Source organism: Arthrobacter sp. P1_D4, from assembly GCF_056406115.1.
On sequence record NZ_JBFUAU010000004.1, the window covers coordinates 44,727 to 69,480 of the forward strand.

Annotated in this window: 24 protein-coding genes; 7 read left to right on the top strand and 17 right to left on the bottom strand. The window is 68.9% G+C overall.

What is annotated here, in order from left to right; genetic code table 11:
• Positions 1-78 precede the first annotated feature (78 nt).
• The 3 genes from AC1D0A_RS05550 to AC1D0A_RS05560 form a co-directional block, all read right to left on the bottom strand.
• The gene (locus AC1D0A_RS05550) at positions 79-1,434 is read right to left on the bottom strand and encodes an MFS transporter (RefSeq protein ID WP_476945347.1); all 1,356 of its coding nucleotides are present in this window, start codon (positions 1,432-1,434) and stop codon (positions 79-81) included.
• A 160-nt stretch (positions 1,435-1,594) separates the two neighbouring features.
• Entirely contained in the window at positions 1,595-3,049 is a 1,455-nt protein-coding gene (gene hpaB / locus AC1D0A_RS05555; protein ID WP_476945348.1) for a 4-hydroxyphenylacetate 3-monooxygenase, oxygenase component, read from the bottom strand.
• Between the two features lie 57 nt (positions 3,050-3,106).
• The gene (locus AC1D0A_RS05560) at positions 3,107-3,643 is read right to left on the bottom strand and encodes a flavin reductase family protein (RefSeq protein WP_476943382.1); all 537 of its coding nucleotides are present in this window, start codon (positions 3,641-3,643) and stop codon (positions 3,107-3,109) included.
• A 191-nt stretch (positions 3,644-3,834) separates the two neighbouring features.
• On the opposite strand from AC1D0A_RS05560, the gene AC1D0A_RS05565 reads away from it, so the two are divergent.
• On the top strand, positions 3,835-4,551 hold the full coding sequence (locus AC1D0A_RS05565) for an IclR family transcriptional regulator (protein ID WP_243181283.1): 717 nt from the start codon (positions 3,835-3,837) through the stop codon (positions 4,549-4,551).
• A gap of 39 nt (positions 4,552-4,590) precedes the next feature.
• On the opposite strand, the gene AC1D0A_RS05570 is transcribed toward AC1D0A_RS05565, so the two are convergent.
• The 6 genes from AC1D0A_RS05570 to AC1D0A_RS05595 all read right to left on the bottom strand — a co-directional run bounded on the left by AC1D0A_RS05570 (position 4,591) and on the right by AC1D0A_RS05595 (position 12,369).
• Complete coding sequence (locus tag AC1D0A_RS05570) at positions 4,591-6,015, bottom strand: MFS transporter (protein WP_476943399.1); 1,425 nt, start codon at positions 6,013-6,015, stop codon at positions 4,591-4,593.
• A gap of 127 nt (positions 6,016-6,142) precedes the next feature.
• Positions 6,143-9,238: an AAA family ATPase gene (locus AC1D0A_RS05575; RefSeq protein WP_476945349.1), complete on the bottom strand. Its 3,096-nt coding sequence runs from the start codon at positions 9,236-9,238 to the stop codon at positions 6,143-6,145.
• Complete coding sequence (locus AC1D0A_RS05580; protein WP_476945350.1) at positions 9,235-10,416, bottom strand: exonuclease SbcCD subunit D; 1,182 nt, start codon at positions 10,414-10,416, stop codon at positions 9,235-9,237. Before AC1D0A_RS05580 ends, AC1D0A_RS05575 begins: the two co-directional genes overlap by 4 nt.
• 82 nt (positions 10,417-10,498) lie before the next feature.
• A complete protein-coding gene (locus AC1D0A_RS05585; protein WP_476945351.1) occupies positions 10,499-11,497 on the bottom strand; it encodes an MIP/aquaporin family protein in 999 nt (332 codons plus the stop codon).
• 177 nt (positions 11,498-11,674) lie between these two features.
• Positions 11,675-12,016 carry a DUF202 domain-containing protein gene (locus tag AC1D0A_RS05590; RefSeq protein WP_476943385.1) on the bottom strand — a complete coding sequence of 114 codons (342 nt, stop codon included), beginning with the start codon at positions 12,014-12,016 and terminating at the stop codon, positions 11,675-11,677.
• Entirely contained in the window at positions 12,013-12,369 is a 357-nt protein-coding gene (locus AC1D0A_RS05595; RefSeq protein WP_028277508.1) for a YidH family protein, read from the bottom strand. Before AC1D0A_RS05595 ends, AC1D0A_RS05590 begins: the two co-directional genes overlap by 4 nt.
• A gap of 184 nt (positions 12,370-12,553) precedes the next feature.
• Between AC1D0A_RS05595 and AC1D0A_RS05600 the strand changes: the two genes are divergently transcribed.
• Complete coding sequence (locus tag AC1D0A_RS05600; protein WP_476945352.1) at positions 12,554-13,738, top strand: ADP-ribosylglycohydrolase family protein; 1,185 nt, start codon at positions 12,554-12,556, stop codon at positions 13,736-13,738.
• Positions 13,739-14,366: 628 nt separating this feature from the next.
• Here the strand turns inward: AC1D0A_RS05600 and AC1D0A_RS05605 are convergent.
• Both AC1D0A_RS05605 and AC1D0A_RS05610 read right to left on the bottom strand, forming a co-directional pair.
• Positions 14,367-14,837 carry a DUF4395 domain-containing protein gene (locus AC1D0A_RS05605; RefSeq protein ID WP_476945376.1) on the bottom strand — a complete coding sequence of 157 codons (471 nt, stop codon included), beginning with the start codon at positions 14,835-14,837 and terminating at the stop codon, positions 14,367-14,369.
• A gap of 243 nt (positions 14,838-15,080) precedes the next feature.
• On the bottom strand, positions 15,081-16,097 hold the full coding sequence (locus AC1D0A_RS05610; RefSeq protein WP_476943389.1) for a 3'-5' exonuclease: 1,017 nt from the start codon (positions 16,095-16,097) through the stop codon (positions 15,081-15,083).
• Positions 16,098-16,212: 115 nt separating this feature from the next.
• On the opposite strand from AC1D0A_RS05610, the gene AC1D0A_RS05615 reads away from it, so the two are divergent.
• Positions 16,213-16,980, top strand: a complete 768-nt coding sequence (locus tag AC1D0A_RS05615) for a VTT domain-containing protein (protein WP_243181326.1) — start codon at positions 16,213-16,215, stop codon at positions 16,978-16,980.
• 88 nt (positions 16,981-17,068) lie between these two features.
• Here AC1D0A_RS05615 and rdgB read toward each other — a convergent pair whose 3' ends face one another.
• Genes rdgB through murI form a run of 4 tightly spaced genes read right to left on the bottom strand, consistent with a single transcriptional unit; the run spans position 17,069 to position 20,365 of the window.
• Entirely contained in the window at positions 17,069-17,746 is a 678-nt protein-coding gene (rdgB, locus tag AC1D0A_RS05620; protein ID WP_243181275.1) for an RdgB/HAM1 family non-canonical purine NTP pyrophosphatase, read from the bottom strand.
• The gene (rph, locus tag AC1D0A_RS05625; protein WP_028276043.1) at positions 17,743-18,501 is read right to left on the bottom strand and encodes a ribonuclease PH; all 759 of its coding nucleotides are present in this window, start codon (positions 18,499-18,501) and stop codon (positions 17,743-17,745) included. The genes rdgB and rph overlap by 4 nt, the downstream gene beginning before the upstream one ends.
• 53 nt (positions 18,502-18,554) lie before the next feature.
• The gene (locus tag AC1D0A_RS05630; protein ID WP_243181274.1) at positions 18,555-19,352 is read right to left on the bottom strand and encodes an MBL fold metallo-hydrolase; all 798 of its coding nucleotides are present in this window, start codon (positions 19,350-19,352) and stop codon (positions 18,555-18,557) included.
• On the bottom strand, positions 19,349-20,365 hold the full coding sequence (gene murI, locus AC1D0A_RS05635) for a glutamate racemase (protein ID WP_028276045.1): 1,017 nt from the start codon (positions 20,363-20,365) through the stop codon (positions 19,349-19,351). The genes AC1D0A_RS05630 and murI overlap by 4 nt, the downstream gene beginning before the upstream one ends.
• 59 nt (positions 20,366-20,424) lie before the next feature.
• Here murI and AC1D0A_RS05640 point away from each other — a divergent pair, with 59 nt between their 5' ends.
• On the top strand, positions 20,425-21,192 hold the full coding sequence (locus tag AC1D0A_RS05640; RefSeq protein ID WP_476945353.1) for an EAL domain-containing protein: 768 nt from the start codon (positions 20,425-20,427) through the stop codon (positions 21,190-21,192).
• A gap of 5 nt (positions 21,193-21,197) precedes the next feature.
• Here the strand turns inward: AC1D0A_RS05640 and AC1D0A_RS05645 are convergent, their stop codons facing one another.
• Both AC1D0A_RS05645 and clpS read right to left on the bottom strand, forming a co-directional pair.
• Positions 21,198-21,758, bottom strand: a complete 561-nt coding sequence (locus AC1D0A_RS05645; protein WP_243181272.1) for a DUF2017 domain-containing protein — start codon at positions 21,756-21,758, stop codon at positions 21,198-21,200.
• Complete coding sequence (gene clpS / locus AC1D0A_RS05650) at positions 21,751-22,116, bottom strand: ATP-dependent Clp protease adapter ClpS (protein WP_243181271.1); 366 nt, start codon at positions 22,114-22,116, stop codon at positions 21,751-21,753. The genes AC1D0A_RS05645 and clpS overlap by 8 nt, the downstream gene beginning before the upstream one ends.
• A 37-nt stretch (positions 22,117-22,153) precedes the next feature.
• On the opposite strand from clpS, the gene AC1D0A_RS05655 reads away from it, so the two are divergent.
• The 3 genes from AC1D0A_RS05655 (at position 22,154) to AC1D0A_RS05665 (ending at position 24,614) form a co-directional block, all read left to right on the top strand.
• Entirely contained in the window at positions 22,154-23,482 is a 1,329-nt protein-coding gene (locus tag AC1D0A_RS05655; RefSeq protein ID WP_459385190.1) for a nicotinate phosphoribosyltransferase, read from the top strand.
• Entirely contained in the window at positions 23,483-24,190 is a 708-nt protein-coding gene (locus tag AC1D0A_RS05660) for an isochorismatase family protein (RefSeq protein ID WP_476945354.1), read from the top strand.
• Between the two features lie 76 nt (positions 24,191-24,266).
• On the top strand, positions 24,267-24,614 hold the full coding sequence (locus AC1D0A_RS05665; RefSeq protein ID WP_223915998.1) for a hypothetical protein: 348 nt from the start codon (positions 24,267-24,269) through the stop codon (positions 24,612-24,614).
• Positions 24,615-24,754: the final 140 nt, after the last annotated feature.

A 24,754-nucleotide genomic window follows, 5' to 3' on the forward strand; every position in this document is an offset into this window, starting at 1 on the left:
GCGCAGTGAACCCGCGTTGCTCTTTAACCTAGAGGGGCACGGACCTTGCGGTCCGCGCCCCTCGTGCTTGCCTGGTTGCTAGTGCTTTGCGGCTTCGGCCGGCGCGTGGTGCGCGACGCCGAGCGGGCGGCCCTTCGTTTCACCGGTCAGCAGGACGCCGACGGCGGAGATGACGCAGAGGATCATGATGTAGATGCCGATGGAGCCGGTCCAGTGGGTGCCCTGCAGGAGGACTTCCGCGATGGTGGCCGCGAACGCGCCGCCGAGGATCGCACCGAAGGCGTAGCCGATCGAGATGCCCGAGTAGCGCACCTCCGGCGGGAACATCTCGGCGTACATGGCGGACATGGGGCCGTAGGACAGGCCCAGGCCGACCGTGAGGACGAACAGCGCGACGCCGTAGAGCAGGATGTTCTTGGTGTCGATCAGGGCGAACATCGGGATCATCCAGGCAAAGACAATGCCGTAGCCGATCAGGAAGGTCTTGACGCGGCCGATCTTGTCCGAGAGCCAGCCGCCGACCAGGGTGAAGATCAGCCAGCCGAAGGAGGCCAGCGTCGTGGCGAGCAGGATCTGCGGGGTGGGCATCTTCAGCGTCTTGGTGGCGTAGGAGATGAAGAAGGCAATCAGCAGGTAGCCTGCGGCGTTGTTGCCGATGAAGATCATCGTCGAGTAGAGGACGGCCTTCTTGTGCTTGCGGAGCAGCTCGCCCAGGGGCGCCTTGCTTTCTTCCTTGCGGTCCTGCATCTCCTTGAAGACGGGGCTCTCGGCGACCGCCCGGCGGATCAGGTAGCCGACGATGATCAGCACGATGGAGAGCAGGAACGGCACACGCCAGCCCCAGGACGCGAAGTCTTCCTTGGACATGGAGGTGTTGAGGAAGTACAGCAGGCCGGTGGCGAGGATCATGCCGACCGGAACGCCGATCTGCGGGTAGGCGCCGAACAGGCCGCGCTTGCTCTTCGGAGCGTGCTCCACGGCCATCAGGGCAGCGCCGCCCCATTCGCCACCGGCGGAGAAGCCCTGGATGACGCGGAGCAGGATCAGGAGGATCGGGGCCCAGACGCCGATCTGCGCGTAGGTGGGCAGCATGCCGATCAGGGCCGTGGCAGCGCCCATCATGATCAGGGTGAAGACCAGCATGGCCTTGCGGCCGAGGCGGTCGCCGAGGTGGCCGGCGACGATCGCGCCGAGCGGGCGGAAGAGGAAGCTGATGCCGATCAGGGCGAAGGACAGGATCTGCGCCAGGCCCGGGTTGGAGTCGTTCAGCGGGGCCAGGAACAACGGCGAGAGCAGCGTTGCTGTCAGCTGGGCAAAAATGAAGAAGTCGTACCACTCGATGGTGGTGCCGACCAGGGTCCCGGCGAGGACCTTGCGTTCCTCGTGTTTGCTGCTGGGACCCGCCTCAGAATCTACGGATGAAGTTACGGTCATTGGAACTCCGTTGCTGGGGGCAGAGGTACTGCCCGGGGTGGGTGCGAAGTGGATAACTGATGCCTAGTGAATTACTGATCGAACGGTCAGTTAGTATCCTGAATACTACTATGAAAGATGTGATAAGGCACACATATTCCCGGAAAGTGTCTTCCGCGGGTCAGTCGGTGCGGTTGAGCAGCTCGCGGACCCTGGCCCGGACCGGCCCGCGGTCGTAGGTGTTGACCAGGGCGCCGGCCATGCGGACGGGGTCTCCGAAGAAGAAGTACTCGTAGAGCGACTGGCGCCCGGAGAACCCGGAGATCGAGGCATCGAAGGCCAGTTTGAACAGCCGGACCCGCTCGGGGCCGGTCAGGGTCTTGCCCTGCAGGTACAGTTCGATGTCCTCCCGGGCCTCGCTGTTGACGTCCGCCTCCCCCGGCAGGGCCATGAGGCCCGACGCCGAGAACTTCCGGATGATCTGCGGGAAGCGCTGGGCGATCTTCGGGTACCAGTTGCGGGCGGCGTTCAGGGTGGACCACTTCGGCAGCATGACGCCGGCGTCGTTGAGTCCGGCGTCGGCCTCGGACGCGCGGACCAGAGCCTTGCCGATTTCGACGTCGATAATCAGCTCTGCGATGTCCTCCTGGATGTGCTGGAATCCGTCGATGCCGATCGATTCGGCCAGTTCCGAGGCCAGGCCCAGGTAGAACTCGCTCTTGGCGATCGTGCGGGTGACCACCTGGTGGGTCATGAGCGCGCCGGCCCCGGTCTCGGTGTAGAAACTGTTGCACAGCTGCGGGTGGCCCAGCATGAAGATGCGCTCGTTGGGCACGAAGACGTGGTCAAAAACCGCGACGGCGTCCATTTCCTCATAGCGCGAGGCCAGCGGCTCGTCGTGGGTGCTGCCGCCGTTGTACAGCGAGGTGCGGCAGAGGTAGCGCAGGCCAGGGGCGTCGTTGGGGATGGCGAACGCGTACGAGTAGGGGGCGTCCTCCGGGGTGCCCCGCAGGACCGTGGACGGAAACACGAGCAGTTCGTCGGCGATCGGGGCGATGGTGGCGAGCATGCGCGCGCCCTGGATGACGATCCCGTCCCCGCGCTCCTCCACGATCCGGGCCGAGAGCTGGCCGCCGAGCTGTTCCGAACCGGAAACGGACCGGTTGACCTGCGGCGGGATGAGGGTGTGGGTGGCGAGCACGTCGTTTTCCCGGGCCCACTCGTAGTAGTTGCGGATGTTCTCGCCGAACTTCGGATCCGCCTGCGCGAACCACTTCCCCGCCGTGCCCAGCGCGGTCAGCGCGGAGTTCATATAGTCCCCGGAGCGGCCAAGGAAGCCGTTGGAGGACTCGGCCCAGGTGGAGATGGCACGGCGTCGCCGCTGGAGGTCCTCGATGGTCTTTGGCACCAGGAAGGAGGCACTGACCAGGTCCCCGGTGCTGGGTGAGGCGTAAGTGAGCGCCTCCTGGTACAGCGGATCATGCTGCATGTCGAAGAGCCTGGCGTAGGAGCGGGCCACATTGCGGAAGGCCGGGTGCTCGGCGATCTTCTCGCTGACCACCTCGCCGTCGATCACCACATGCGGCGTCATGGCATTGAGCTTGTCCAGGTACTGCCGTCCGGTGCGGATACCCATTGGTCGTCCTCCAGTCGTCGTTGAGCTATATTGCCGGGAAGGAATGTGGCGCTAGCGCTAGAGCAGGTCCTCCATGCCCAGCAGGCTTTCCGGAATGGTGGTGAAGGTGCCGTTGGCGAACGCCAGCGCATCGCCGTTGCGGTAGTTGAAGTCCACTACCTCGCCGATGTACAGGGTGTGGTCGCCGCCGTCGTACGCCGCCCAGGGCTTGCATTCGAAATAGGCGAGGACATTGGACAGCCGCGGCGCGGTCTTCCCCTCCACCCACAGCGGCTCGGGGCCGGGCCTGCCGGCGAAGTGCATGGCCAGGTACCGCTGCTCGGCGCCAAGGATATTCACGGTGAAGGGCCGGCCGGCGAGCTCGTCGTGGGCCCTGGCCGTGCGGGCGATGCTCACCAGCACCAGCGGAGGGTCCATCGAGACCGAGGTGAAGGAGTTCACGGTGATGCCGTGGCGTTTCGTGGCCCCGTCGAAGGTCACGATCGCGACGCCGGTGGCAAACCTGCCGAGGCTGCCCCGGAAGTGGTTGGCCCGCGGTGCCGACAGGGGGCCCTGGGCGCCCCCGGCGTGGCCGCGCGGCGTGGCAATCATCATAGATCCCTTGCGTTCGTTGCGTTTCCCGACCGTGGTGTGGGTGTGCTTTGGATCAGCCGTGTTCTCTAGTCGGATTCTGCAATTGTGTTCTATAATCGAACAAACAGTTCCCATATAGAACGCTAGCTGACCATGAGCCGGAACACAAGGGTAGCCCGGCGTCCAGTAACCCCGCACCTAGGATGGACCCCATGACCCCGAATGCCGGCACCGCCCAGGCTTCCCCGTCCCAGACGCTGTCCCGCGGTATCAGGGCGCTGGAGATCCTCGCCGAGGCCCAGCAGCCGCTGACCATTGCCGAACTCGCCGACGCCATGGGCGTCCACCGCTCCGTGGCCTACCGGATCCTGCGCACGCTCGAGGACCACTCGCTGCTGGTGCGTGACGACGGCGGCCGTGTCCAGCCCGGCCCGGGCCTCGCGGTCCTGGCCCGCGGGGTCTCCCGGAACCTGCAGACGGCGGCGCTGCCGGAACTGACCCTGCTGGCCAACACCCTGACCATGAGCGCCTTCGTGGCGGTCTGGGACCGGGAGGAGTGCGTGACGCTGGTGACCGTGGATCCGCGGCACAGCGGCGCCGCGGTGGTGCAGCACCCGGGGTCGCGGCACCCCATCAGCGCAGGAGCGCCGGGCATTGCGATCCAGTCAGCCTTCCCGGAGCAGGAGTGGCGGGCCCTGGTCCCGGGCATCCCGTACCGGTCCGAGGCGGCCGAGGCCCGGCACCGCGGCTATGCCGCCAGCCATGATGAAGTGATCCCCGGTGTGTCCTCGATTGCGGTGCCGCTGCGTGTTCCGGGCGGGCGTCCGGCCGCCCTCGCCGTCGTCTATATCCGCGCCGCGCAGGATCCGGACGAGGTCGCCGCGGCCCTGACCGAGGCGGCGCGTCGCATCGAGGCGCAGCTGGGCTGAGCCCGCGCCCCGTCCCGCAGGGCGCTGTCCCGTCGGGGTTTATGCGGCCGCGGCCGTCTTCTTCCCGCGCTGCCGCAGTACGACGGCGGCTGCCGTTCCGAGCAGGAACAGCGCCGTGGCGGCGCATACCGGAACCAGGAAGGCCGTCGAATACCCCAAGTTCTGCGCCAGCTGTCCGGCGATGGAGGATCCGAGCGCGGTGCCGGCCACAATGCCGCTGGCCAGGGCCGTCATGACCGTGCCGAGCTTTCCGGCCGGGGCCACGAGGCCGCCGATCGCGAAGACAGTGACCATGAGCGGACCAACGGGCAGGCCCAGGACCAGCAGCACAAGGACCATGGGCAGCGCCGTCGAGGGCAGCAACAACAGTGATGCGAAGCCGGCCATGAGGGCCGCGCAGGCAATCCAGCGGGCGTTCACCGTGAAGCGCCGGGGCCAGTACGCGACCGAGAGGGCTGCCGCGGCGGAGCTCAGTCCCATGACGGCGTAGAGCAGGCCCGCGAGTTCGGAGGTGGCGAAGCTGGCGGAGAAAGAGCTCAGTGCTGTCTGGGTGGAGCCGAAGAACGTGCCCATGCACACCATCGCCAGCACGGGGAGGGCGACGGCGGCGAAGGTTTTGACGCGCTGGGCTGCCGTGCGGGTTTCCCTGTGGTTGTCCCCAGCCGTAGTGGCCGCCGGGCCGGCCGCGTGTCCTGCGGCCGGACCGGCGGGCCGGCGCTTCGTTGTGCGGACCACCGCAAGGTGCGTGGGGTGGACGGCGAAGGCGGGTACGAGGACCACTGTCAGTGCCGCGGCGAGGGCCAGCGGCAGCCACGGCGCGAGCAGGCTGGCGAGGATTCCGACGAGTGCGGGGCCGAGCACGAAGGTGAGCTCGTCCGCGGTGCTCTCATAGGAAAGGGCGGTGTCCAGGTCCGCGGGGTCTCCGGCCGCACGGGTTCCGGAGCCGGACGTCCGGGACGTCAGCGCCATCCAGCGGACGCGGGCCAGCGGACCGACCTGCGGGCAGCTCACCCCGGCCACGAAGGCCGCGGCCAGCACGGGCACCGCGGCGGCAAGGTCGTGGACCCCGGGGATGAGGTAGGCCGTGAGGATCAGGGCAACGATGGCCACGGTGTTGGCGATGGCGGATACGAGCAGGACGCCGCGCTGGCCGAGCCGGTCAGCGAGGACGCCGAGGACGGGGGCACCGAGTGCGGAACCGATGCCGACGGCGCCGGCCGCGGCGCCGCCCACGGCGTACGAGCCTGTGACGGCGGTGACGAGTGTCAGGGCGCCGACTGTCAGCATGGCAAGCGGCAGGCGGGCGAAGAGCCCGAGGGGGATGAAGCTGCGGCCGGCGAGCAACGGCAGCTGCGCGTAGCGGCCGCCCTTTGCGGGCGCCGGGGCAGGCAGAGCGTCGGTCGAAATTGCGGGGGCCTGCTGCGCGTAGGTCGGCGGCAGTGGGGCGTCAAGAGTAGACACCAAAGACGTCGGTGAAGGGTTCATGGTTTCCGGGTTCGCTAAATACTGCGCATCGTCCCTCCTCCCGATGCGCGCGACCCGGTAACAGAGCAATGATACCCGATCCCGGGGCGCCGGCCCGGGGACCGGCTCAGGCCCGGGTGTCGTCGCTGATGTGCAGGGTGGAGCCGCTGCGGCCCTTGACCACCTGGAGCTGGGTGCCGATGCGCTGCTTCATTTCGGCGACGTGGCTCACGAGCCCCACCACCCGGCCGCCGTCGCGGAGGCTTTCGAGGGCGTCCATGACCTGTTCCAGCGCCTGTTCGTCGAGGCTGCCGAAGCCCTCGTCCACGAAAAGGGTCTCGATGTCCACGCCGCCGGACTCATGCTGCACGACGTCCGCCAGCCCAAGGGCCAGCGCCAGTGAGGCCATGAAGGACTCGCCGCCGGAGAGGGTGGCGGTGTCCCGGCGCTGGCCGGTCCACTCGTCCACGACCTCCAGGCCAAGGCCGGACTTCGCGCCGCGTGCTGCCTTGGCGTCGGTGTGCTGCAGCGTGTAGCGGCCATCGCTCATACCGATCAGGCGTTCGGAGGCAGCGACGGCCACCTGCTCGAGCCGGGCCGCGAGGACGTAGCTGTTCAGGCTCATGCGGTAGGTGTTGTCTCCGCCGCCCTTGGCCGCGTCCGCGACCGCGGTGAGCATCGCGGCCCGGTCCCGCGGTTCCCTGCCGGCGGCGGCGAGGTCCGCGTAGTCGCCGGCGATGCGCCCGAGTATCCGGAGCGAGTTTTCCGCCAGCCCGGCAGCAAGCATGGCTTCCCGGGCTTTGCGTTCAGCCGCCGCCGATTCCGTCCTGAGCTCCTCGAGGGCGGCGTCGCTGACGATGTCCCCGGCGGCCCGCTCGGCTGCCGCCAGGGCCAGGTCCTCTCCGGCGAACAGTTCCTGGATCCTGGCGGCCTCGTCCTGTCCGGCCCGGATGGCCGTTTCGAGGCTTGTCGCCACCGGCGCTGGCAACAGCGCTTCCCGCGCCGCGGCTTCGGTGCTGAAACCGGCTCCGGGAAGGGCCTCTTCAAGGTTCCGGCGTGCCTCCGCGGTGCGGGCGGCGGCCTGTTCGTGGGCCGAGTGTGCGGCGTCGGCGTGCTCCAGGACCGCCGTGGTTGCCGTCAGGGCGGCGATCCGCTGTTCGAGGGTCGCGTGGCCGGCACGCAGCTTGTCCAGGGTGGCTTCGAGGGCCTGTGCCTGTTCGTCGATTTCGGCGATCGTCGATTGCGTCTGCGCGATGCCGGAGACGGCGTCGGCCTGCGCCCGCTCTGCGTCGGCGATCTCCGCTTCGAGTTCTGCCATCCGGGCCCGGCTGGCAGCAAGGTCCGTGGCAGCGCGGACCGCGTCATCAGCCCGTTCCCGGGCCAAGGCTGCCTCCTCACGGGCTTCCCCGGCAGGTGTGTTGCCGCCCTGGGCGGCCAGGACGGCGACGTTCTGTTGGGCCTCGGCGAGCTCACGACCCAGGGCGGCGACGGTTTCTTCTGCCGTGTCGCTGGCCAGTTGCGCGGCTTTCTCGGCCTCGGCGACGGCCAGGGCGGAGGCTGCCGCGGGGGCAGGTGCCGGGTGTTCAGGGCTGCCGCAGACAGGACATGGGACCCCGGCCAGGAGCTGGGTGGCGAGCTCGGCGGCGGCGTTGGTGAGCCGTTGCTCACGGAGGTCCAGCCAGTGCTGCCTCCGGTCCTGGTGCGTGCTGAGGGCAGCGGCGTGCTGTCCGGCGGTTGCCGCGCACTCCGCCTCGGCGGCGAGGAAGCGGCCAACGATGGTCACGAGTTCGTCCGCTGCCGTGGCTTCCTTGGTGCGCAACTGGACTTCCGCGGCCAGATCCTCGAGGGGGCGGATGCCGGCGGACAGGGCCGCCGACTCAGTGCGCAGGGTGTCCACTGCGGCGGCACCGGCCAGCCGTCCTTTTTCCAGCTCCTGCAGTTGCAGGCGCAGCCGGCTGCCGCGCTGGGTGAGCCCGAGGAGCCGGGCTTCGTCGGGCAGGCGTTCGGTGAGCACGGCGTGCAGGGACCGCAGCCGGGCGAGGGTTCCGCGGACGGCCGCGCTGTCCAACATGACGGATTTACCCGCCCGGACAGGGTCGGCATCGTCGTCGGCGGTGGGGACGCCGACGTCGAGGACGTCCTGCCCGGCGAGCTCCGGGTCTGTGGCGGCCGCGGACCGCAGCTGCCGCGCCGCATCCAGCAGGGCCGTTCCTGCCCGGTCCTCGGCTGCCGCGGCGCTTTCGACCGCCTGCAACTGGCCGCCGAGCATTTCGGCCTGGCGGTGCAGGCCCAGTGTGACGGCCTTGCCCGCCAGGACGGGGGCTGCGGCGTCGGCGTCGATCCGCCGCTGTTCCGCGGCGGCGAGTTTGGCGTGGCGGTTGGCCCGCGCGTTCGCCGCCTCCAACAGGGACGCCTGGTCGGCGGCCTGCTTCTCGGCTCCCCCGGCAGCGCTGCGCCGGCCCTCCACGGCGGCTGCCGCGGCGGCGTCGAGCCAGGCCAACAGGGCATCGGGCTCATCCCGGCCGGGGGCGCCGTCGGGGTCGAGTTCGAGCGCCGCTGTTTCGGACTCCGCCTGTGCCAGCAGCAGGTCCAGCTTCGCGTTGAGGTTGGCGACCTCGGCCTTGGCGGTCTGCGCCTGCCGGGACAGTTCCTGTTCCAGGGCTTCAAAGCGCTGCGTACCGAACAGGCTCTGCAGCAGCTCCAGACGGTCGGACGCCTTGGAGCGCAGGAACGCGGCGAAGTCCCCCTGCGGCAACATGACCACGCGCGTGAACTGGTCCCGGTTCATGCCCAGGACGTCGGTGATCTCGGCGCCGGCCTCATCATTCCTGCCCGATTTCTCCACCCACGCGCCGTCGATGCGTTCGCGCAGCAGCGTGTTGGCCTGCTGGACCGTGAAGCCGTTCCGGCCCCGGGCGCTCGGCTTGTCCCACGCGGGCGAGCGGGAGACTTCGAAGTGCCGGCCCTTGGCCGAGAATTCGCAGGTGACACGCGGCTCGGCGGCGGCCTCCGAGTGGTCGCTGCGCAGCCGCTTTCCGTCCTGGCGGGCCCCGGGAACCGATCCGTAGAGGGCGAAGCAGATGGCGTCCAGGACGCTGGTCTTGCCCGCGCCGGTGGCGCCGTTCAGCAGGAAGAGCCCGTGTGAGCTCAGGCGGTCGAAGTCGATCCGCTCCGTGCCCGCAAACGGGCCGAACGCGGAAATCTCCAGGCGGTGGATCCTCACAGGGACACTCCTTCCAGGCGCACGGCGTCGAGCGCCTCGGCGAGGACTGCGGCTTCGGCGTCGGAAGCCGGCCTGCCCCGGACGTGCTCGAGGAATCCGCAGCAGACGGAGAGGTCGTCCTCGGCTTCGGCCAGCCGGCTGCTGTAGCTGGCTTTGGGCGCCGCGCCGGGACCATCGGGATCGAAGCCGAGCACCAGGGTGTCGGGGAACCGTGCCCGCAGGCGGTCCATCGCCTGGGCCGGGCGGACCTCGTCAGTCAGCGTGATCTGGCAATACGCAGTCTCGGCCCACGCGAAGTCCTCCGACTCCAGGAGCTCATCCAGCTTCCCGCGGAGCACGGCGAGGGTCCGGGGCGCGTCCCACAGCACCTCGCGCACGCCGCCGATCCCCGCGGCGTCGACCTCCACGAGCCAGCTGCCCTTCCTGTGCTTCGCCTCCGAGAACGAATACGCGAGCGGCGAGCCGGAGTAGCGCACTGCCGGCGAGAGCTCCTGCCTGCCGTGCAGGTGGCCCAGTGCGGTGTAGCCAAAGCCGTCGAAGAGATCCAGCGGGACCGCGCCGACGCCGCCGATGCTCAGATCCCGTTCGCTGTCGGAGCTGATGCCGCCGCTGGCGAAGGTGTGCGCCAGCACCACCGAATGGACGGTCCGGGTCTGACTCCGCTGCCGCACGTCGGCACGGATCCGTTTGGTGGCGGCGCGGGTGACCTCGAAGTGGCTCGCGGTCTCGACGCCCAGCTGCTCGGCGACCAGCCGGGGCTCCAGCCAGGGGATCCCGTAGATGGCGAGCACCGGCGCTGCCTCATTCCCGGCATCGTCCCCGAGCGGAAAGAGCACTGGAACGTCCAGTTCATTCAGCCGTGTGCGCAAATGCACTCCCCCGCGCTCGAGCAGCCGCGACGCGAACCCCAGCCTGATGGCGGAGTCGTGGTTGCCGCTGGTCAACACAACTTCGGCGCCGGCCCCGGTGAGGCGCACCAGGGCGTCATCCAGCAGGCCGACGACGTCGACGCCAGGCAGTGCGCGGTCATAGACGTCCCCGGCGATGAGGACGACGTCGACGCTCTCATCCCGGACAAAGGCCACGAGCTGGTCGATGAAGGCGCGCTGGGCATCCAGCATGCCGATGCCGTGGAAGGACCGGCCCAAGTGCCAGTCGGAGGTGTGCAATAACCGCATATTCCTACGGTATCGGCTGCCACCGACACTCTTGCGCCACCACCCCGGAGGTGTGACGGAGGTTAAAAGTGGTCAGCAGTGGCTACTTCCCGCCCTTGCGGTCGAAGAAGCTGCGGGCCTCGTCGTTGCCGGCGGGGGCGGCCGAAGCAGAAGCCGTGGTGGCGGTGACGTCGGCCAGCCCGGCGTCATCGAAATCGGCGCCATCCGCATCGGCTTCCGTGAGCTCTCCGTCGGACTGGGCGGCGGGCCTTCCGTCGGACTGGTCGGCGGACTGGGCGGTGACCGCGGCAGTGGCCGGGTCACTGGTCCGGGCCGACTGGACGAAGCCGCGGCATACCAGCCCGGCGATGGCCGCACCGACCACCGGTGCCACCCAGAACAGCCACAGCTGCCCGAGCGCGTCCGGGCCGCTGAAGATGGCCGACGCCGTTGCCCGGGCCGGGTTGAACGGCACATTGCCGAGGGCCTGGCCCAACTGCAGGAGCATCGCCGTCGTCAGGCCGACCGCGAAGGGCGCAGCCGCCCTGGACGGATTCCGGCGGGCGGTCGTGGCAAGGAAGATGGCCACGAGCAGTGCCGTGCCGAGGACCTCCACGAGCAGGACGCCTGCCATGGGCACCTGGATGATCGAGTGCTCGCCGAATCCGGCAGCCACGGTGGCGAATGCGCCCTGGGAGTCGTTGATGGTCGGCACGGTGCGCAGCACGCCGTACAGGGCGACGGCCCCGAGCATGGCGCCCACCAGCTGCGAGCCGATGTAGGCGGCGGCGTCGGCCAACCGGATCCGGCCGGCGATGGCGCTGCCTACGGTGACGGCGGGGTTAAAGTGGCCGCCGGAGACGTAGCCGACGGCGAGCATCGCCGCCGTCAGGGCCAGGCCGGCGGCCAGGGCGGCGGGCAGCGGGCTCGACTGCGGAATGGTGAAGAGCGGCACGCCCAGGCCAGCAACCACGACGATCAGGGTCCCCAGGGCCTCGGCGGACAGCCGGGCGACGAGCCCGGGCCGGGGCCGGGGCGGGACGTCGCTGGCGGCCGGTGGCTGGACGTCGACGGAGTCGGGGGCTGGCACAAGCAGGGTCATGGTCAGGATTCCTTTGCTGGCGGCGCGCCCAGGCTGCAGTTGCGGCGTCGCTGGACCGCCGCCGGGTTCGTGGTCCGGGGCGGCCTCGGCCGCCTGGAGAATGGGTCCGCCAGCAGTCTGCCAGCGCAATCTGGATGTTGGCTGGATTCCGGCTGGGTGGCCGTTCCGGCCCGCCGCTCAGTGCCCCAGGGCGACCGCGGCCACGGCGCTGGCGGCCAGGACCACGACGGCGGCGGCGGCCCAGCGCAGCAGCGGCGCCGCCGGCGCAGCGTTGGACCGTCGGAGCTCGCGCCCGCGGACCAGCACGCACACACCCAGGACCAGCGTAGCGGCCATGGCGGCCAGCGCGCAGAGACCAAGGAAATCAACAGGACCCGCAGCGCCGCCCCGGGACCCTGCGAGCGCCCAGCTGCGCCAGACCAGCAGGTCCGCCACGATGAGGGCCAGCAACGTCCGGCGCCAGGCCAGGGAGGTCCGCTCGGGCTGCAGCCCGGGGTCCCTGGCCGCAGCCGGTTTCACCTCGCCACCAGGATCAGGACCGCGAACACCAGGGCCGCAGCCGCGACGCCGATGGTCATCACCAGCATCACGGCGGAGAACGGCAACTCCCTGTTGTTCCGCATGGCAGCCTCCATGAGCCCCCACCGGTGATAGGACAGGGCGGCCAGGCCCGCGCCCAGGAACGCGAGGATGACGCACAACACGATCCGCACGGGGCCGGGGGCGATCTCCGGGGCCAGCTGGTCGATCGCCAGGGCTCCGGCAATCAGGGCCAGGGACGTGCGGATCCAGGCCAGGAACGTCCGCTCGTTGGCCAGGGAGAACCTGTAGTCGGGGGTGGTCCCGGTCTTCCGCCACGCTGGTTCGCGCATTCGTTTCCTCCGCTGCCCGGCGGTACGGCGCCGGCGGTTGCCTCGTCTGACCGCTGGACGGGTCCTACCAGCACCCTACCGGCCTTCCGCATCCGCCGCCGCCCGGCACCCAGGCGGCGGCGCTAACTCCCCGGCGGGCGCCGGCATTGCGGGGTGCGGTGCAGCGCCGGGTAAATTTGAGGGCATGAGCACCGAGCCCGGGACCAGCCCCGCACCCGCCCCAACACCCGGCCAGCCACACTCCCCTGCCCACGGCTCGCGCATCCACGGCTGCCTGCTGGGCGGCGCGCTCGGAGATTCGCTGGGCTACGCCGTCGAGTTCGACAGCATTTCCGCCATCCGCGCCCGGTTCGGCCCCGCGGGCCTGCAGGATTTTTCCGCGCTCGACGCCGGCAGCCCGTTTTCGGACGACACGCAAATGACGCTGTACACCGCCGACGGCCTCCTCGAGGCGCTGGAATGGGCCAACGACGGCGTGGCGGCGGACATCAACGCGTGCCTGTGGCTCGCGTACCTGCGCTGGCTGGGCACCCAGGGCGTCGCCGTGCCGGCGTCGGCCCCGTTCCAGCCGCCGCGCTGGATCGATGCCCAGGATGTCCTGAAGAGCCGGCGTTCGCCCGGCAACGCGTGCCTGACCGGACTGGCCACGGGCGAGATGGGTACCGTGAAGCGGCCGGTCAATCCGGATTCGAAGGGCTGCGGCACCGTGATGCGGTCGGCGCCCTTCGGCCTGATCCCCCACCTCGAAGCGGAAACGGTCTATAAGCTCAGTGCCGATGCCGCGTCCCTGACGCACGGCCACCCCGCGGCACGGCAGAGCGCCGGAGTTTTCAGCCTTCTCATCCATGCCCTGTCCTCCGGCCACGGGCTACGCGAAGCGGCGGAATCGGCCCTCGGGCAGTTGCTCGGCGGCATCCTGCGCAAGGGCGAAAATCCGGATCCGGAGGTGGTGGCGCGGCTGCAGGCGGCCCTGCGGTTGGCCGGAAACCTGCCCGGCGGCGGAGACGTGCTCAGCCCCGAGGACCTGGTTGGCGAACTCGGCGAAGGGTGGGTGGCCGAGGAAGCCCTCGCCGTCGCGCTGTACGCCGTGCTGGCCACAGCCCCGGGAACAGGGACAGGAACAGGGACGGCGGACACCGGGACTGCGGACGCCGCCGGGGCCGACCCCGCCCAGACGCATTTCCGTGCCGCGATCGCGGTGGCGGTGAACCACAGCGGGGACAGCGATTCGACGGCGTCGATCGCCGGGAACATCCTGGGCGCGTTCTACGGCGAGCGGTGCCTGCCGGCAGACTGGCTGGCGGCGCTGCAGGCGCCGGAGGTCATCCGGGGCATGGCCTCGAAGCTGGCCGCCGTCACTGGCTCATAGCTTCGGCGGCCAACACTCGGCCGGGCCAGTGCACGCCAGGTGTCGAGTCTCCGGCATTTGCGCAACGCAGCCAGCTGCGTCCGGAAGCCGCGGCCCGGCTTTTCCGCGGGACATGCCCCGTACCGCCCCGCCGCGAAGGACATGCCCCGTACCGCCCCGCCGCGAAGGACATGCCCATCCCTGGCCGCGGCATCCTCAGGACATGCCCATTTCCGGCGGCGGGGACTGGACATATTGCCACTATGTCCACCCGTCAGAGCCTCCAGAGGACATGCCCCGCCCTGGCCGCGGCATCCTCAGGACATGCCCATTTCCGGCGGCGGGGACTGGACATATTGCCACCATGTCACCCGTCAGAACCTCCGGAGGACATTTCCGCCCCTGACGGCAGCGCACCCAGGGACATGTCCGGTCGCCCCATGGCTCGAAGGACATGTCCATCCCCAGGCCGCGGTATCCTCAGGACATGCCCATTTCCGGCGGCGGGGACTGGACATATTGCCACCATGTCCACCCGTCAGAGCCTCCGGAGGACATGTCCCCTGGCGGCAGCGCACCCAGGGACATGTCCGTCCCTGGCGGCCGCTTCGGCGGAACCCAGGCGCCGCGGACCTAAGCGTCCCGGATCCTAGGCGCCGCGGAGCGAGATGTTGTTGCAGGCTTCGCAGACGTCCTCGGGGATGAGCCCGCGGCGCTGCAGGAAGCCGAAAATGGTGCAGCCGAGGCAGAACCCGGCGAACGCCTCAAGGGACGCGGCGGCGATCAGCACGGCGAGCAGCACCCACGCCGCCGGCGCGAGGCCGGCGGCCAGCAGCACCGCCGACGCCGTCGACACGGCAGCGCCGATGCCCTGGGCGAACCGCTTGGGCGGACCGGGGACAAAACGGGTCCCCCCGAGCCAGGGCGTCAGGACCTTGACCGAGAGCTGGGCCAGGGGCGAGATCCGGGGACCGAACAGCACGCGCAGCCAGAAACCGGCCGCGATGACGGCGAGCCCCCACCCGAAACCGGTCAGCAGGGTCACGGCGGACAGCGCCACCACCAGGGCCGCGGTGATGCGGGCGGCGTACTCATTCACCGGGTTCGGAAACGCGAACACCCGATGCCAGTCAATTCCGCGCGTCGCCGGTGCTGACTTCGCGGGCGCCGACGACGCCGAGTGCGCTGGCATTGACGCCGACGGCGCTGACTTGGCCGGCGCTGTGGGCACCTGTGCATCCGTGGGTTTGCTCATCCGCCAAGGCTACGAGCGGGCGCGCCGTGGGAGGAATGATTGTTGCGCCGTGTGACCGCCGGGTCAGGCAGAACCCGGACAGGCAGGACCCCGACAGGCGGGGCCGGGTCAGGCAGGTGCGGCAGCCAGATGTCCGCCGACCATCTGGAGGAATTCGCCCTCGGACAGGACCTCGATGCGTTGCCCGCGTTCGTGCAGTTCCAGGACGCGGCGCGCCTTGCCTGTCAACCGGCCGGAGCGCAGGTCCGCGGCCACAAAGCCGTCGCCCACCACCAGAACGGTAGTACGGGCTGTCACCCGGCTTTCAGGCCTGGCGCCGAGCTCTGCGGAACGGACCTTTGCTTCGGGGCGGGGAATTGCCAGTTCGCCGGTGAACACCACGGTCTGGCCGAACAGTGGGTGGTCGGGGCTGGCGGCGGCGTTGGGTGTCGGGTTGGGGCCTTCCTCCGGCCACCCGGCCACGAAGCGCCGGCCCGGGGCCGCGCCGTTTGTTCCCCCGGCGAGCGCCTCCATTGCGGCCAGGGTGGCCTTGGACAGCGGGTCGCGCCGGGGGTCGAACGCCGGCTGGTGGGACACCGTCAGGCCGAGGGACAGGTAGAGTTCCGCGATGCTTGCTGCCCCGTTGCGGGCGGCGATGTCGATCAGGATGCCGGCACAGGCCCGGGCGTCCTCGGCGGCATCGTGGTGGTTGATCAGCGGGACCCCGGCCTCTTCGGCGGCGTACGGCAGCGAATTGGACACCAGGGAGTAGCAGCGCCGGGACAGTATCACTGTGCAGACGTAGTCGTACGCGGGTCCGGCCATCCCGGAGACCTCCAGGCCGGAGCGGATCACACCGAGATCGAACCCTGCATTGTGGGCCGCCAGCACATCGCCGCCGATGAACGCGCCGATCTCCGGGAACAGCTCCCCGAACCGCGGCAGTCCCGCCACCTGGTCCGGCCGGATGCCGTGGATCCGGACGTTGTGGTGGTCGAAGGTGTCATGGTTTTCCGGTGGCCGCATGAGCCAGGAGGCTTCCTCAACGACGACGCCGCCGCGGACCTTACTCAGGCCAACAGCGCACGGTGAACCGCGGAAGCCGTTCGCGGTCTCAAAGTCGATCGCCGTAAAGTCCAAAGTCACGGCCCAACTTTACCGCCCGCGGACGGATCCTCCCGCACCGGGAACGGTCCCCGGGGCTGGGCCCCCGGGCCTGCAGCCTGCCGTCAAGTACCCTTAACAGGTGAACGTACTAGCAATGAGCGACCTCGCCGTGTCCGCCCTTGGCGGCGCCGGCCCCGTCCAGCCGCACCTGGCCTCCTTCCTGCCGGACTGGCTCAACCCCCAGGTTTTCCTGGCGAATCCGGCCTTTGCGCCGTGGGTGGTCCTGCTGGTCTGCGGCATCATCTTTGCCGAGACCGGGCTGCTGATCGGATTCTTCCTGCCTGGGGACTCCATGCTGTTCACTGCCGGGCTGCTCGTGGCCACCGGCACCATCCAGGTCAACATCTGGGTCCTGACCGCGCTCATCATCGTCGCCGCGATCATCGGCAACCAGGTGGGCTACCTGATTGGGTCCAAGGCGGGACCTGCCCTGTTCAACAGGCCCAACTCCAAGCTGTTCAAGCGTGAAAACGTGGATAGTGCGCATGCGTTCTTCGAAAAGCACGGCGGCAAGGCCCTGATCCTGGCCCGGTTCGTTCCGATCATCCGCACCTTCGTCCCGGTGATCGTGGGCGTTGCGCAGATGAGCAAACGCAAATTCTTCACCTACAACGTGATCGGCGCGGTGCTGTGGGGCGGCGGCGTCACGCTCCTGGGTTACCTGCTCGGGGACAAAGTGCCGTGGGTCAAGGACAACCTGGACATCATCTTCATCGCCATCGTGCTGGTCTCCGTGATCCCGATCGCCATCGAGGTCATACGGGGCGCCATCGCCAGGCGCCAGGCCGAGAAGTACGGCACGGACGCCGTGGACGAATTCATCGAAGAGCATGAGCCCGAAGAAGAGCGCCGGACCCCGTAGCGCACTGCCGCAGTAAACGCAGCAGATAACAAGGAAGGCGCCCCMCCGTGTGGGGCGCCTTCCTTCGTCCTGAGCCTGGCCGGGCAGGCTACTTCCCGGCCAGGGCCTCGACGATGGCCGGCAGGAGCGCCCGGAACGCATGGCCCCGGTGGCTGATGGCGTTCTTCTCCTCGGAACTGAGCTCGGCGCAGCTGCGTTCCAGCCCGTTCGGCTGCAGGACGGGGTCATAGCCGAAGCCGCCCTCCCCGCGCGGCTCCCGCAGGAGTGTCCCTTCCAGCTGCCCGTATTCCACGACTTCCCGGCTGCCGTCGGGCGAGGACCCGGGCACCGCCAGCGCTGCCGCGCAGACGAACGCGGCCCCGCGGTACCCGTCCGGCACGTCGGCCAGCTGGGCGAGCAGCAGCTGCAGGTTCGCGGCGTCGTCGCCGTGCCGGCCGGACCAGCGCGCCGAGAATATCCCGGGCGCGCCGCCGAGGACGTCCACGGCCAGTCCGGAGTCGTCGGCGATCGCCACGAGCCCCGTGGCCTCGGCCACCGCCCGGGCCTTGAGCAGCGAGTTTTCGGCGAAGGTTACGCCGGTCTCGGCGACGTCGGGGGCACCGACGGCGCCGGCGTCCACCACCTGCGTGTCGACGTCGAGCCCGGGAACCTGGCCGCGGAGCAGCTCACGGAGTTCCCGGAGCTTGCCTTTGTTGTGGGTGGCCAGGACAAGCCGCGGGCCCGGGCCGTCGGCTTCCGGCCGGTCCGCGAGGGGCGTCTCCGTCACGGGGCCTCCGCCAGGGTGTCGCGCTGGATCGCGGCGAGCTGCTCCGTGCCCAGCAGCGCGAGGTCCAGCAGCTTGTTCAGTTCGTCACGGTCGAACGGTGCGCCCTCGGCGGTGCCCTGGACTTCGACGAACTTACCGGAGCCTGTCACCACGACGTTCATGTCGGTCTCGGCGCGCACGTCTTCGACGTAGGGCAGGTCGAGCATCGGGACGCCGTCGATGATGCCCACGGACACCGCGGCGATCGTGTCGATCAGGGGCTGGGCGTTGCGGGCGATCATCTTCTTCTCGCGGGCGAACCGGATGGCGTCGGCCAGTGCCACGTAGGCGCCGGTGATCGCCGCGGTGCGCGTGCCGCCGTCGGCCTGCAGGACATCGCAGTCCAGCACGATTGTGATCTCGCCGAGGGCCTTGGTGTCGATGATGGAGCGCAGCGAGCGGCCGATCAGCCGGGAGATCTCATGGGTGCGGCCGCCGATTTTGCCCTTGACCGACTCGCGGTCGGACCGGGTGTTCGTGGCCCTGGGCAGCATGGCGTACTCGGCCGTGACCCAGCCGCGGCCCTCGCCCTTGAGCCAGCGAGGCACGCCCTCGGTCAGGGAAGCCGTGCACAGGACCCGGGTGTTGCCGAACTCGATCAGGGCCGAACCCTCGGCCTGCTTGGACCAGCCGCGCGTGATGCTGATGGGGCGAAGCTGGTCGGGGGTACGGCCGTCGGCGCGGATGACGGGGACACTGGGAGCTTGGGAAGTCATGCCTTTAGCTTATCGACTCACCCGGTCCCGACCGCGCGGGCCGCCTGCGCGCGCTAGACGGTGTAGTGCACGCCCGCGACGGCGACCGCCACGTCCTTGCCGAAGATCTCCTTGGCCTCGGCCATGACGGTGGTCGGCGACGTCCAGACGGGAATGTGCGTCAGCAGCAGCCGTCGCGCGCCGGCGGCGACGGCGGCCTCCCCCGCCCGCTTGCCCGTCAGGTGCACGTCCTTGATCCCGTCGTCGCGGCCTTCCTCGAACGCCGCCTCGCACAGGAAAAGGTCGGCGTCGCGCGCGGCGTCCTCCAGGCCCGCGCAGGAGTCCGTGTCCCCGGAGTAGCTCAGGACGCGGGTCACGGGCGTGCCGTCCTTGGCGGGCTCGGTGACCTCCACGCGGAGGGCGTAGGCCTCCTCGACCGGATGGTTCACCGCAAAGGGCGTCACCGTGAACGGGCCGACGCTGACCGGCTTGCGCTCGGACCAGTTGCTGAAATCGAATTCCTCGTGCATGCCCGGATCCAGGTCCAGCCCGTAGGCCGTGGCCATCCGGTCGGCCGTCGCGGCAGGCCCCCACACCGGAATCCTGCCCCGTCCCCAGCCGCCCGGCTTCCAGCGCACGGCAACATGGAGCCCGCACAGGTCCATGCAATGGTCCGGGTGCAGGTGGGTGAGGAAGATCGCGTCAATGTCCTCCAGGTCCGTGTAGCGCTGGATGGCGCCGAGCGCCCCGCTGCCGAGGTCGAGGACGATCTTCCAGTTCCGCTCGCCGTCGTTGGCGGTCAGCAAATAGCACGACGCCGGCGAGCCCGGCCCCGGGAAGGAGCCGGTACAGCCCACGATGGTCAGCTTCACAGCAGTGGTCCCCCGCCCGCGGATCCGCCCACGAAGTTGGAGATCCGCGGCCGGCCCGCGCCGGCCCGGGCGGCGGCGATCATCTCCGGGGTGATCCGGGCGAGGCTGCCGGTGGGGTACTGCGCCGCGACGTGGTCCACGTGGCGGACACTGAGGACCTCGGGGCCCAGGAAGCGCCGGGCGAGGTGCTCAAACTGGGCGGCGTCGCCGGTGGCGATGAAATTGTGCTCCGGCGCCGCGGCGTCCGTGCGCTCCAGGCCCCGGGAGGCCAAAGCCCGGTAGACGTCCTTGGCGGTTTCCTCAGCGCTGGAAACCAGCGTGACGTCCTCACCCATAACGAAGGAGATCACGCCGGTGAGCAGCGGGTAGTGGGTGCAGCCGAGCACCACCGTGTCCACCCCGGCGGCAATGAGCGGTGCCAGGTAGTCGCGGGCGACGGCGAGCAGTTCCGGTCCGGTGGTAATCCCGGCCTCCACGTACGGCACGAACGCCGGGCAGGCCACGGACGTGATCTCCAGGTCCGGGGCCGCGGCGAAGGTGTCCTCGTAGGCGCGTGAGCCCACCGTGGCCGAGGTCCCGATCACACCCACCCGGCCCGTCCGGGTCGCCGCGACGGCGCGCCGCACGGCCGGCTGGATCACTTCGATCACGGGGATCCCGTACCGGGCCGTGTACCGTTCGCGGGCGTCACGCAGCACGGCGGCGGACGCGGAGTTGCAGGCGATGGTCAGCAGCTTCACGCCGGAATCCACGAGCTCGTCCATGACGCCGAGGGCGTTGGCCCGGACTTCGGCGATGGGAAGGGGGCCGTAGGGGCCGTGCGCAGTGTCGCCGACATACAGGATGGATTCGTTGGGCAGCTGGTCAATGATCGAGCGGGCCACCGTGAGGCCGCCGACTCCGGAGTCGAAGACGCCGATGGGGCGCGACGCCAGCCCGGCATTTCCGGCGCTGCCCGCTGCGGTCTCCGCCGCAGCTGGCGCTGCCGGATCCGTATTTGATGCTGAAGTCATGATTATTCGAGGATAGGGCTTCACTACAGGCACGGCCATCACATTGTGTCCTGCAACTCGTGTCTGATGGGTCACACAGGTTTCCGGCGGATGGGCAAGGCGCGGAAGACCCTGCCTTCCAACCGATCTATGACGCCGTTGCTGGTCGCGTATGGGGCTCCGAGGCACTGGTCAGAGGCTTGACGGGAGAGGGGGCTTTTCACGTCCTGTCCAGAGTCGCACCTGAGCAAAAGTACCGTTTCGACCAGGACTGCCGCGTCAAGGCAATCGAGCTGGCATCGCGGCTGTTTCCTGCCGGTGAGGACTTGATTCTCTCCATCAACTTCATGTCGAACGCGGTGTACGAACCGGCCGCGTGCCTTCGTGCGACGCTGCTTGCAGCCAGGCGTTGCAGCTTTCCGACGTCGTCGATCATGTTCGAGTTCACGGAGAATGAGGAGGTTTCCGACACCGCCCACCTCACGAACATCATCACCGAATACCGCAAGCATGGTTTCACCACCGCCATCGACGACTTTGGTGCCGGTCATGCAGGGCTGGGGCTGCTGGCCGATTTCCAGCCGGACCTGGTCAAGATCGACATGAAGCTCATCCGGGGAATCGACACCAGCCCGGCCTTCCAGGCTGTCGTTGCTGGCATCGTCTGCATCGCCAAGGAGCTCGACATCACGGTGCTCGCAGAGGGCACCGAGACGGAGGCGGAGTTCCGGATTCTGAAGGAGGCCGGCATCCGCTTGTTTCAGGGATATTGGTTCGCAAAGCCGGCCTTCGAGGAGCTTCCTCAGATACAGTCCGTGCCTGTTTCTGACGCCACCGCTGTCGCTTAGCGGCCCTACCTATCGAGCGAGTGCGCCATGGCCTGGACCAGCGACTCCTGCAGCCAGGTGGTGAAGTTGTACACCAGGGCCAGGTAGCTTTCGACGTCCTCGGCCTGGGCCCAGTCCTGCATGAGGTGGATGTTGTCGGCGTCGGCGTCGTCACGGATGTCGAGGCGTTCGGCCAGCACCAGCCGGACATCGTTGAGCGCGGTGGCCCAGTGCCGGGCGTCGTCCGGGGTCAGGACGAGGTTGTCCCGGTCCAGGCTCAGTGCGGCCGCCTTCAGCGCGCCGATCTTGCTTTCGCGCAGCGACCGCTCGGTGTAACGGCGGAACTCCAGGGAGGCGGCGTCGTCGTTCTTCATCACGTTCGGCAACAGCCGCCGCATGGCGCGGTCAGAGGGTTCGCGGGCTTCGGTGTCAAGGCCCACCAGGGCCGCCAGCGGGTCCTCGTTGGCGCGCTGCTCCGGCTCCAGCATGGAGATGACGTCATCGAAAAGGCTGCGCAGCAGCTCCCGCTCGGCCGGCTCCAGATGGCCCTTGATGCCCTTGAGCCCGTACTTGAATGCCTTAGCCACGTTTTCCCTTGCCTTTGCCGGAACCGCCCGCGGTGCCGCCGGTGGCCTTTTCCACCGTCGCCCAGAGGCCGTAGCCATGCATCGCGACGGCGTGCTGCTCCACCTGTTCCTTGCTGCCGTGCGCCACGATCGAGCGGCCCTTCTTGTGGACCTCCATCATCAGCTTGTTCGCTTTCGCCTCCGAGTAGCCGAAATAGCTGCGGAACACATAGCTCACATAGCTCATCAGGTTCACGGGATCGTTCCAGATCACGAGGTTCCAGGGGACGTCCGGGGCGGTCAGGACGTCGCCGGACGTCACTGTTCCGGTCTGGGTACTCTCCCGTGTGTCGGGGCCGAGCGCAACGCTGAGGGTCATCTGTCCATTCTATGGGGATGCACACTAGAGTGAATTTGTGAGTACCTCCGCTGGCTGGGACCGTCCCCGCACGTCCCTGTACACAGACCACTACGAGCTGACCATGCTGCAGGGTGCCCTGCAGTCCGGCGCGGCGCACCGCAAATCGGTCTTCGAGGCCTTCGCCCGGCGGCTCCCGGACGGGCGCCGCTACGGCATCGTGGCAGGCACCGGCCGCCTCCTGGAAGGGATCGCGAACTTCCGCTTCGGCGAGCCGGAACTGGACTACCTGCGCCGGACCAAGGTGGTCAACGACCAGACACTGGAGTACCTGGCCGGCTATAGCTTTTCCGGCGACATCTGGGGCTATCCGGAGGGTGAGGCTTACTTCCCGAACTCCCCCGTGCTGATCGTTGAGTCCACGTTCGCCGAGGCCTGCATCCTGGAGACCTACCTGCTCTCCGTGCTCAACCACGACTGCGCCATTGCCTCCGCCGCCTCCCGGATGATCTCCGCGGCCGGGACCCGCCCGTGCATCGAAATGGGATCGCGCCGGACGCACGAGGAATCTGCGGCCGCCGCTGCCCGGGCCGCGGTCATTGCCGGGTTCGACAGCACCTCGAACCTGGAGGCCGGATTGCGCTACGGGCTGAAGACGGTGGGCACGGCCGCCCATTCCTTCACGCTCCTCCATGACACCGAGCGGGAGGCCTTCGAGGCCCAGATTGCCGCCTTTGGGCCGGACACCTCCCTGCTGGTGGATACGTACGACGTCGAAACGGCCGTCCGCACCGCCGTCGATCTCGCCGGGGACAAGCTGGGCGCTGTCCGGCTGGACTCGGGCGACCTCGTGGCCCAGGCCCAGTGGGTGCGCCGGCTGCTCGACGAGCTCGGCAACGACCACACCAAGATCGTGGTGACCTCAGACCTCGACGAATTCGCCATCGCGGCGCTGGCGTCCGCGCCGGTGGACTCCTACGGCGTGGGCACCTCGCTCGTGACCGGGTCCGGGGCCCCGACGGCGAGCATGGTCTACAAGCTCGTCAGCCGTACCGACGACGCCGGCGATTTCATCTCCGTCGCCAAGGCCGCCAAGAACAAGGCCAGCAAGGGCGGCCGGAAGTACGCGCTGCGCAAGCTCAATGAGCGCGGGACCGCCACGGCCGAAATCGTCGGCGTCGGCCATCACCCGGAGGACGACGGCAACGACCGTCCGCTGCTGCAGCAGTTCGTCAAGAACGGCGAGCTCCTCCCCGGGTGGACGGGCCCGGAGGGGGTCCAGCGCGCGCGCCGGCGCCACGCGGAAACCATGCGGGAGCTTCCCGCGGTGGTCAACCGGCTCCAGCGCGGCGAGGCGGCCATCCCCACCATCTACGAGGAGGACTGAATGTCCCGCGCCTTGATCATCGTTGACGTCCAAAACGATTTCTGTGAGGGAGGTGCCCTGGCTGTCCCAGGCGGGGCAAGCCTGGCCGGGGAAATCAGCGAGTACGTTGATGCCCACCACGGCCAGTTCGACCACGTCGTGGCCACCCAGGACTGGCACATCGATCCGGGTGAGCACTTCTCGGAGAAACCCGATCTCGTGGACAGCTGGCCGCGGCACTGCGTGGCGGGCACCCGCGGGGCCGAACTGCATCCCGATCTTGATCCCGAACACATCCAGGCGTACTTCCGCAAGGGCCAGTTCGCCGCGGCGTACTCCGGCTTCGAAGGGCTGCTGGCCCCCGAGGACGACGTCCCCACCGGTGACCGCCAGCCCGGCGCCATGCCCGTTACCGGCGCCGGAGGCCCCGGAGGCCCCGGAGGCCCCGGAGACTCCGACGACTCCGACAACACAGTGAGTCCCTTCGCGGGCAGTGATTTCGCCGCTGGCGAGGACGCGATCGGGCTGGACGACTGGCTGCAGAGCCACGACGTCGAGGACATCGTGGTGGTGGGCATCGCCACGGACTACTGCGTCAAAGCGACCGCCCTGGATGCCGTCCAGGCCGGCTACTCCGTCACGGTGCTGCGCGGCCTGACGGTCGGCATTGCCGAAGACCTGGACGATGCCGTGGCCGAGATGGAGCTCGGCGGCGTCGATGTCCTCTGAGCCAGTAGACTCGAAATCCTTGCCCCCATCGCCAGTCTTGCCATATCGACAGACCCGTAGAACCCCGGAGTACACCATGAAGAAGACCCTGACCGTCCTGATTGCCGCCGGAGCGCTGCTCGGCGCGGCCGGCTGCTCTGCCACGCCGCAGCTGACCAACGAGGAAACCTGCGCCCGGGTCAAGACCGTGGTCTCCGCCCAGTCGGCCACATCAGACAAGACCGGCATGACCCGGGTCGCCAACCAGCTGCGGCCCATCAAGGCGGCGGCATCCGAGGACCTGCGGGCCCCGCTGCAGACCATCATCGAATACTTCGACGAGTCAGCCAAGCCCTCCCCGGACACCGCCAAGCTCGAGGACATGAAGGCCGACTACACCGCGGCAGGCCAGACCTACGGCCAGGTCTGCGGCGCCGGCCAGTAGCCGAAGCAAAGTTCAAAGCAGAGTAAACAGCAGAGGGACCAGTTCACAGTGAACTGGTCCCTCTGCTGTTGCCCGGCGCCTATTGGCCTGAGCCCATAACCCTGTGCCCTTAACCCCGTGCCATAACCGCCTGCGCGGGG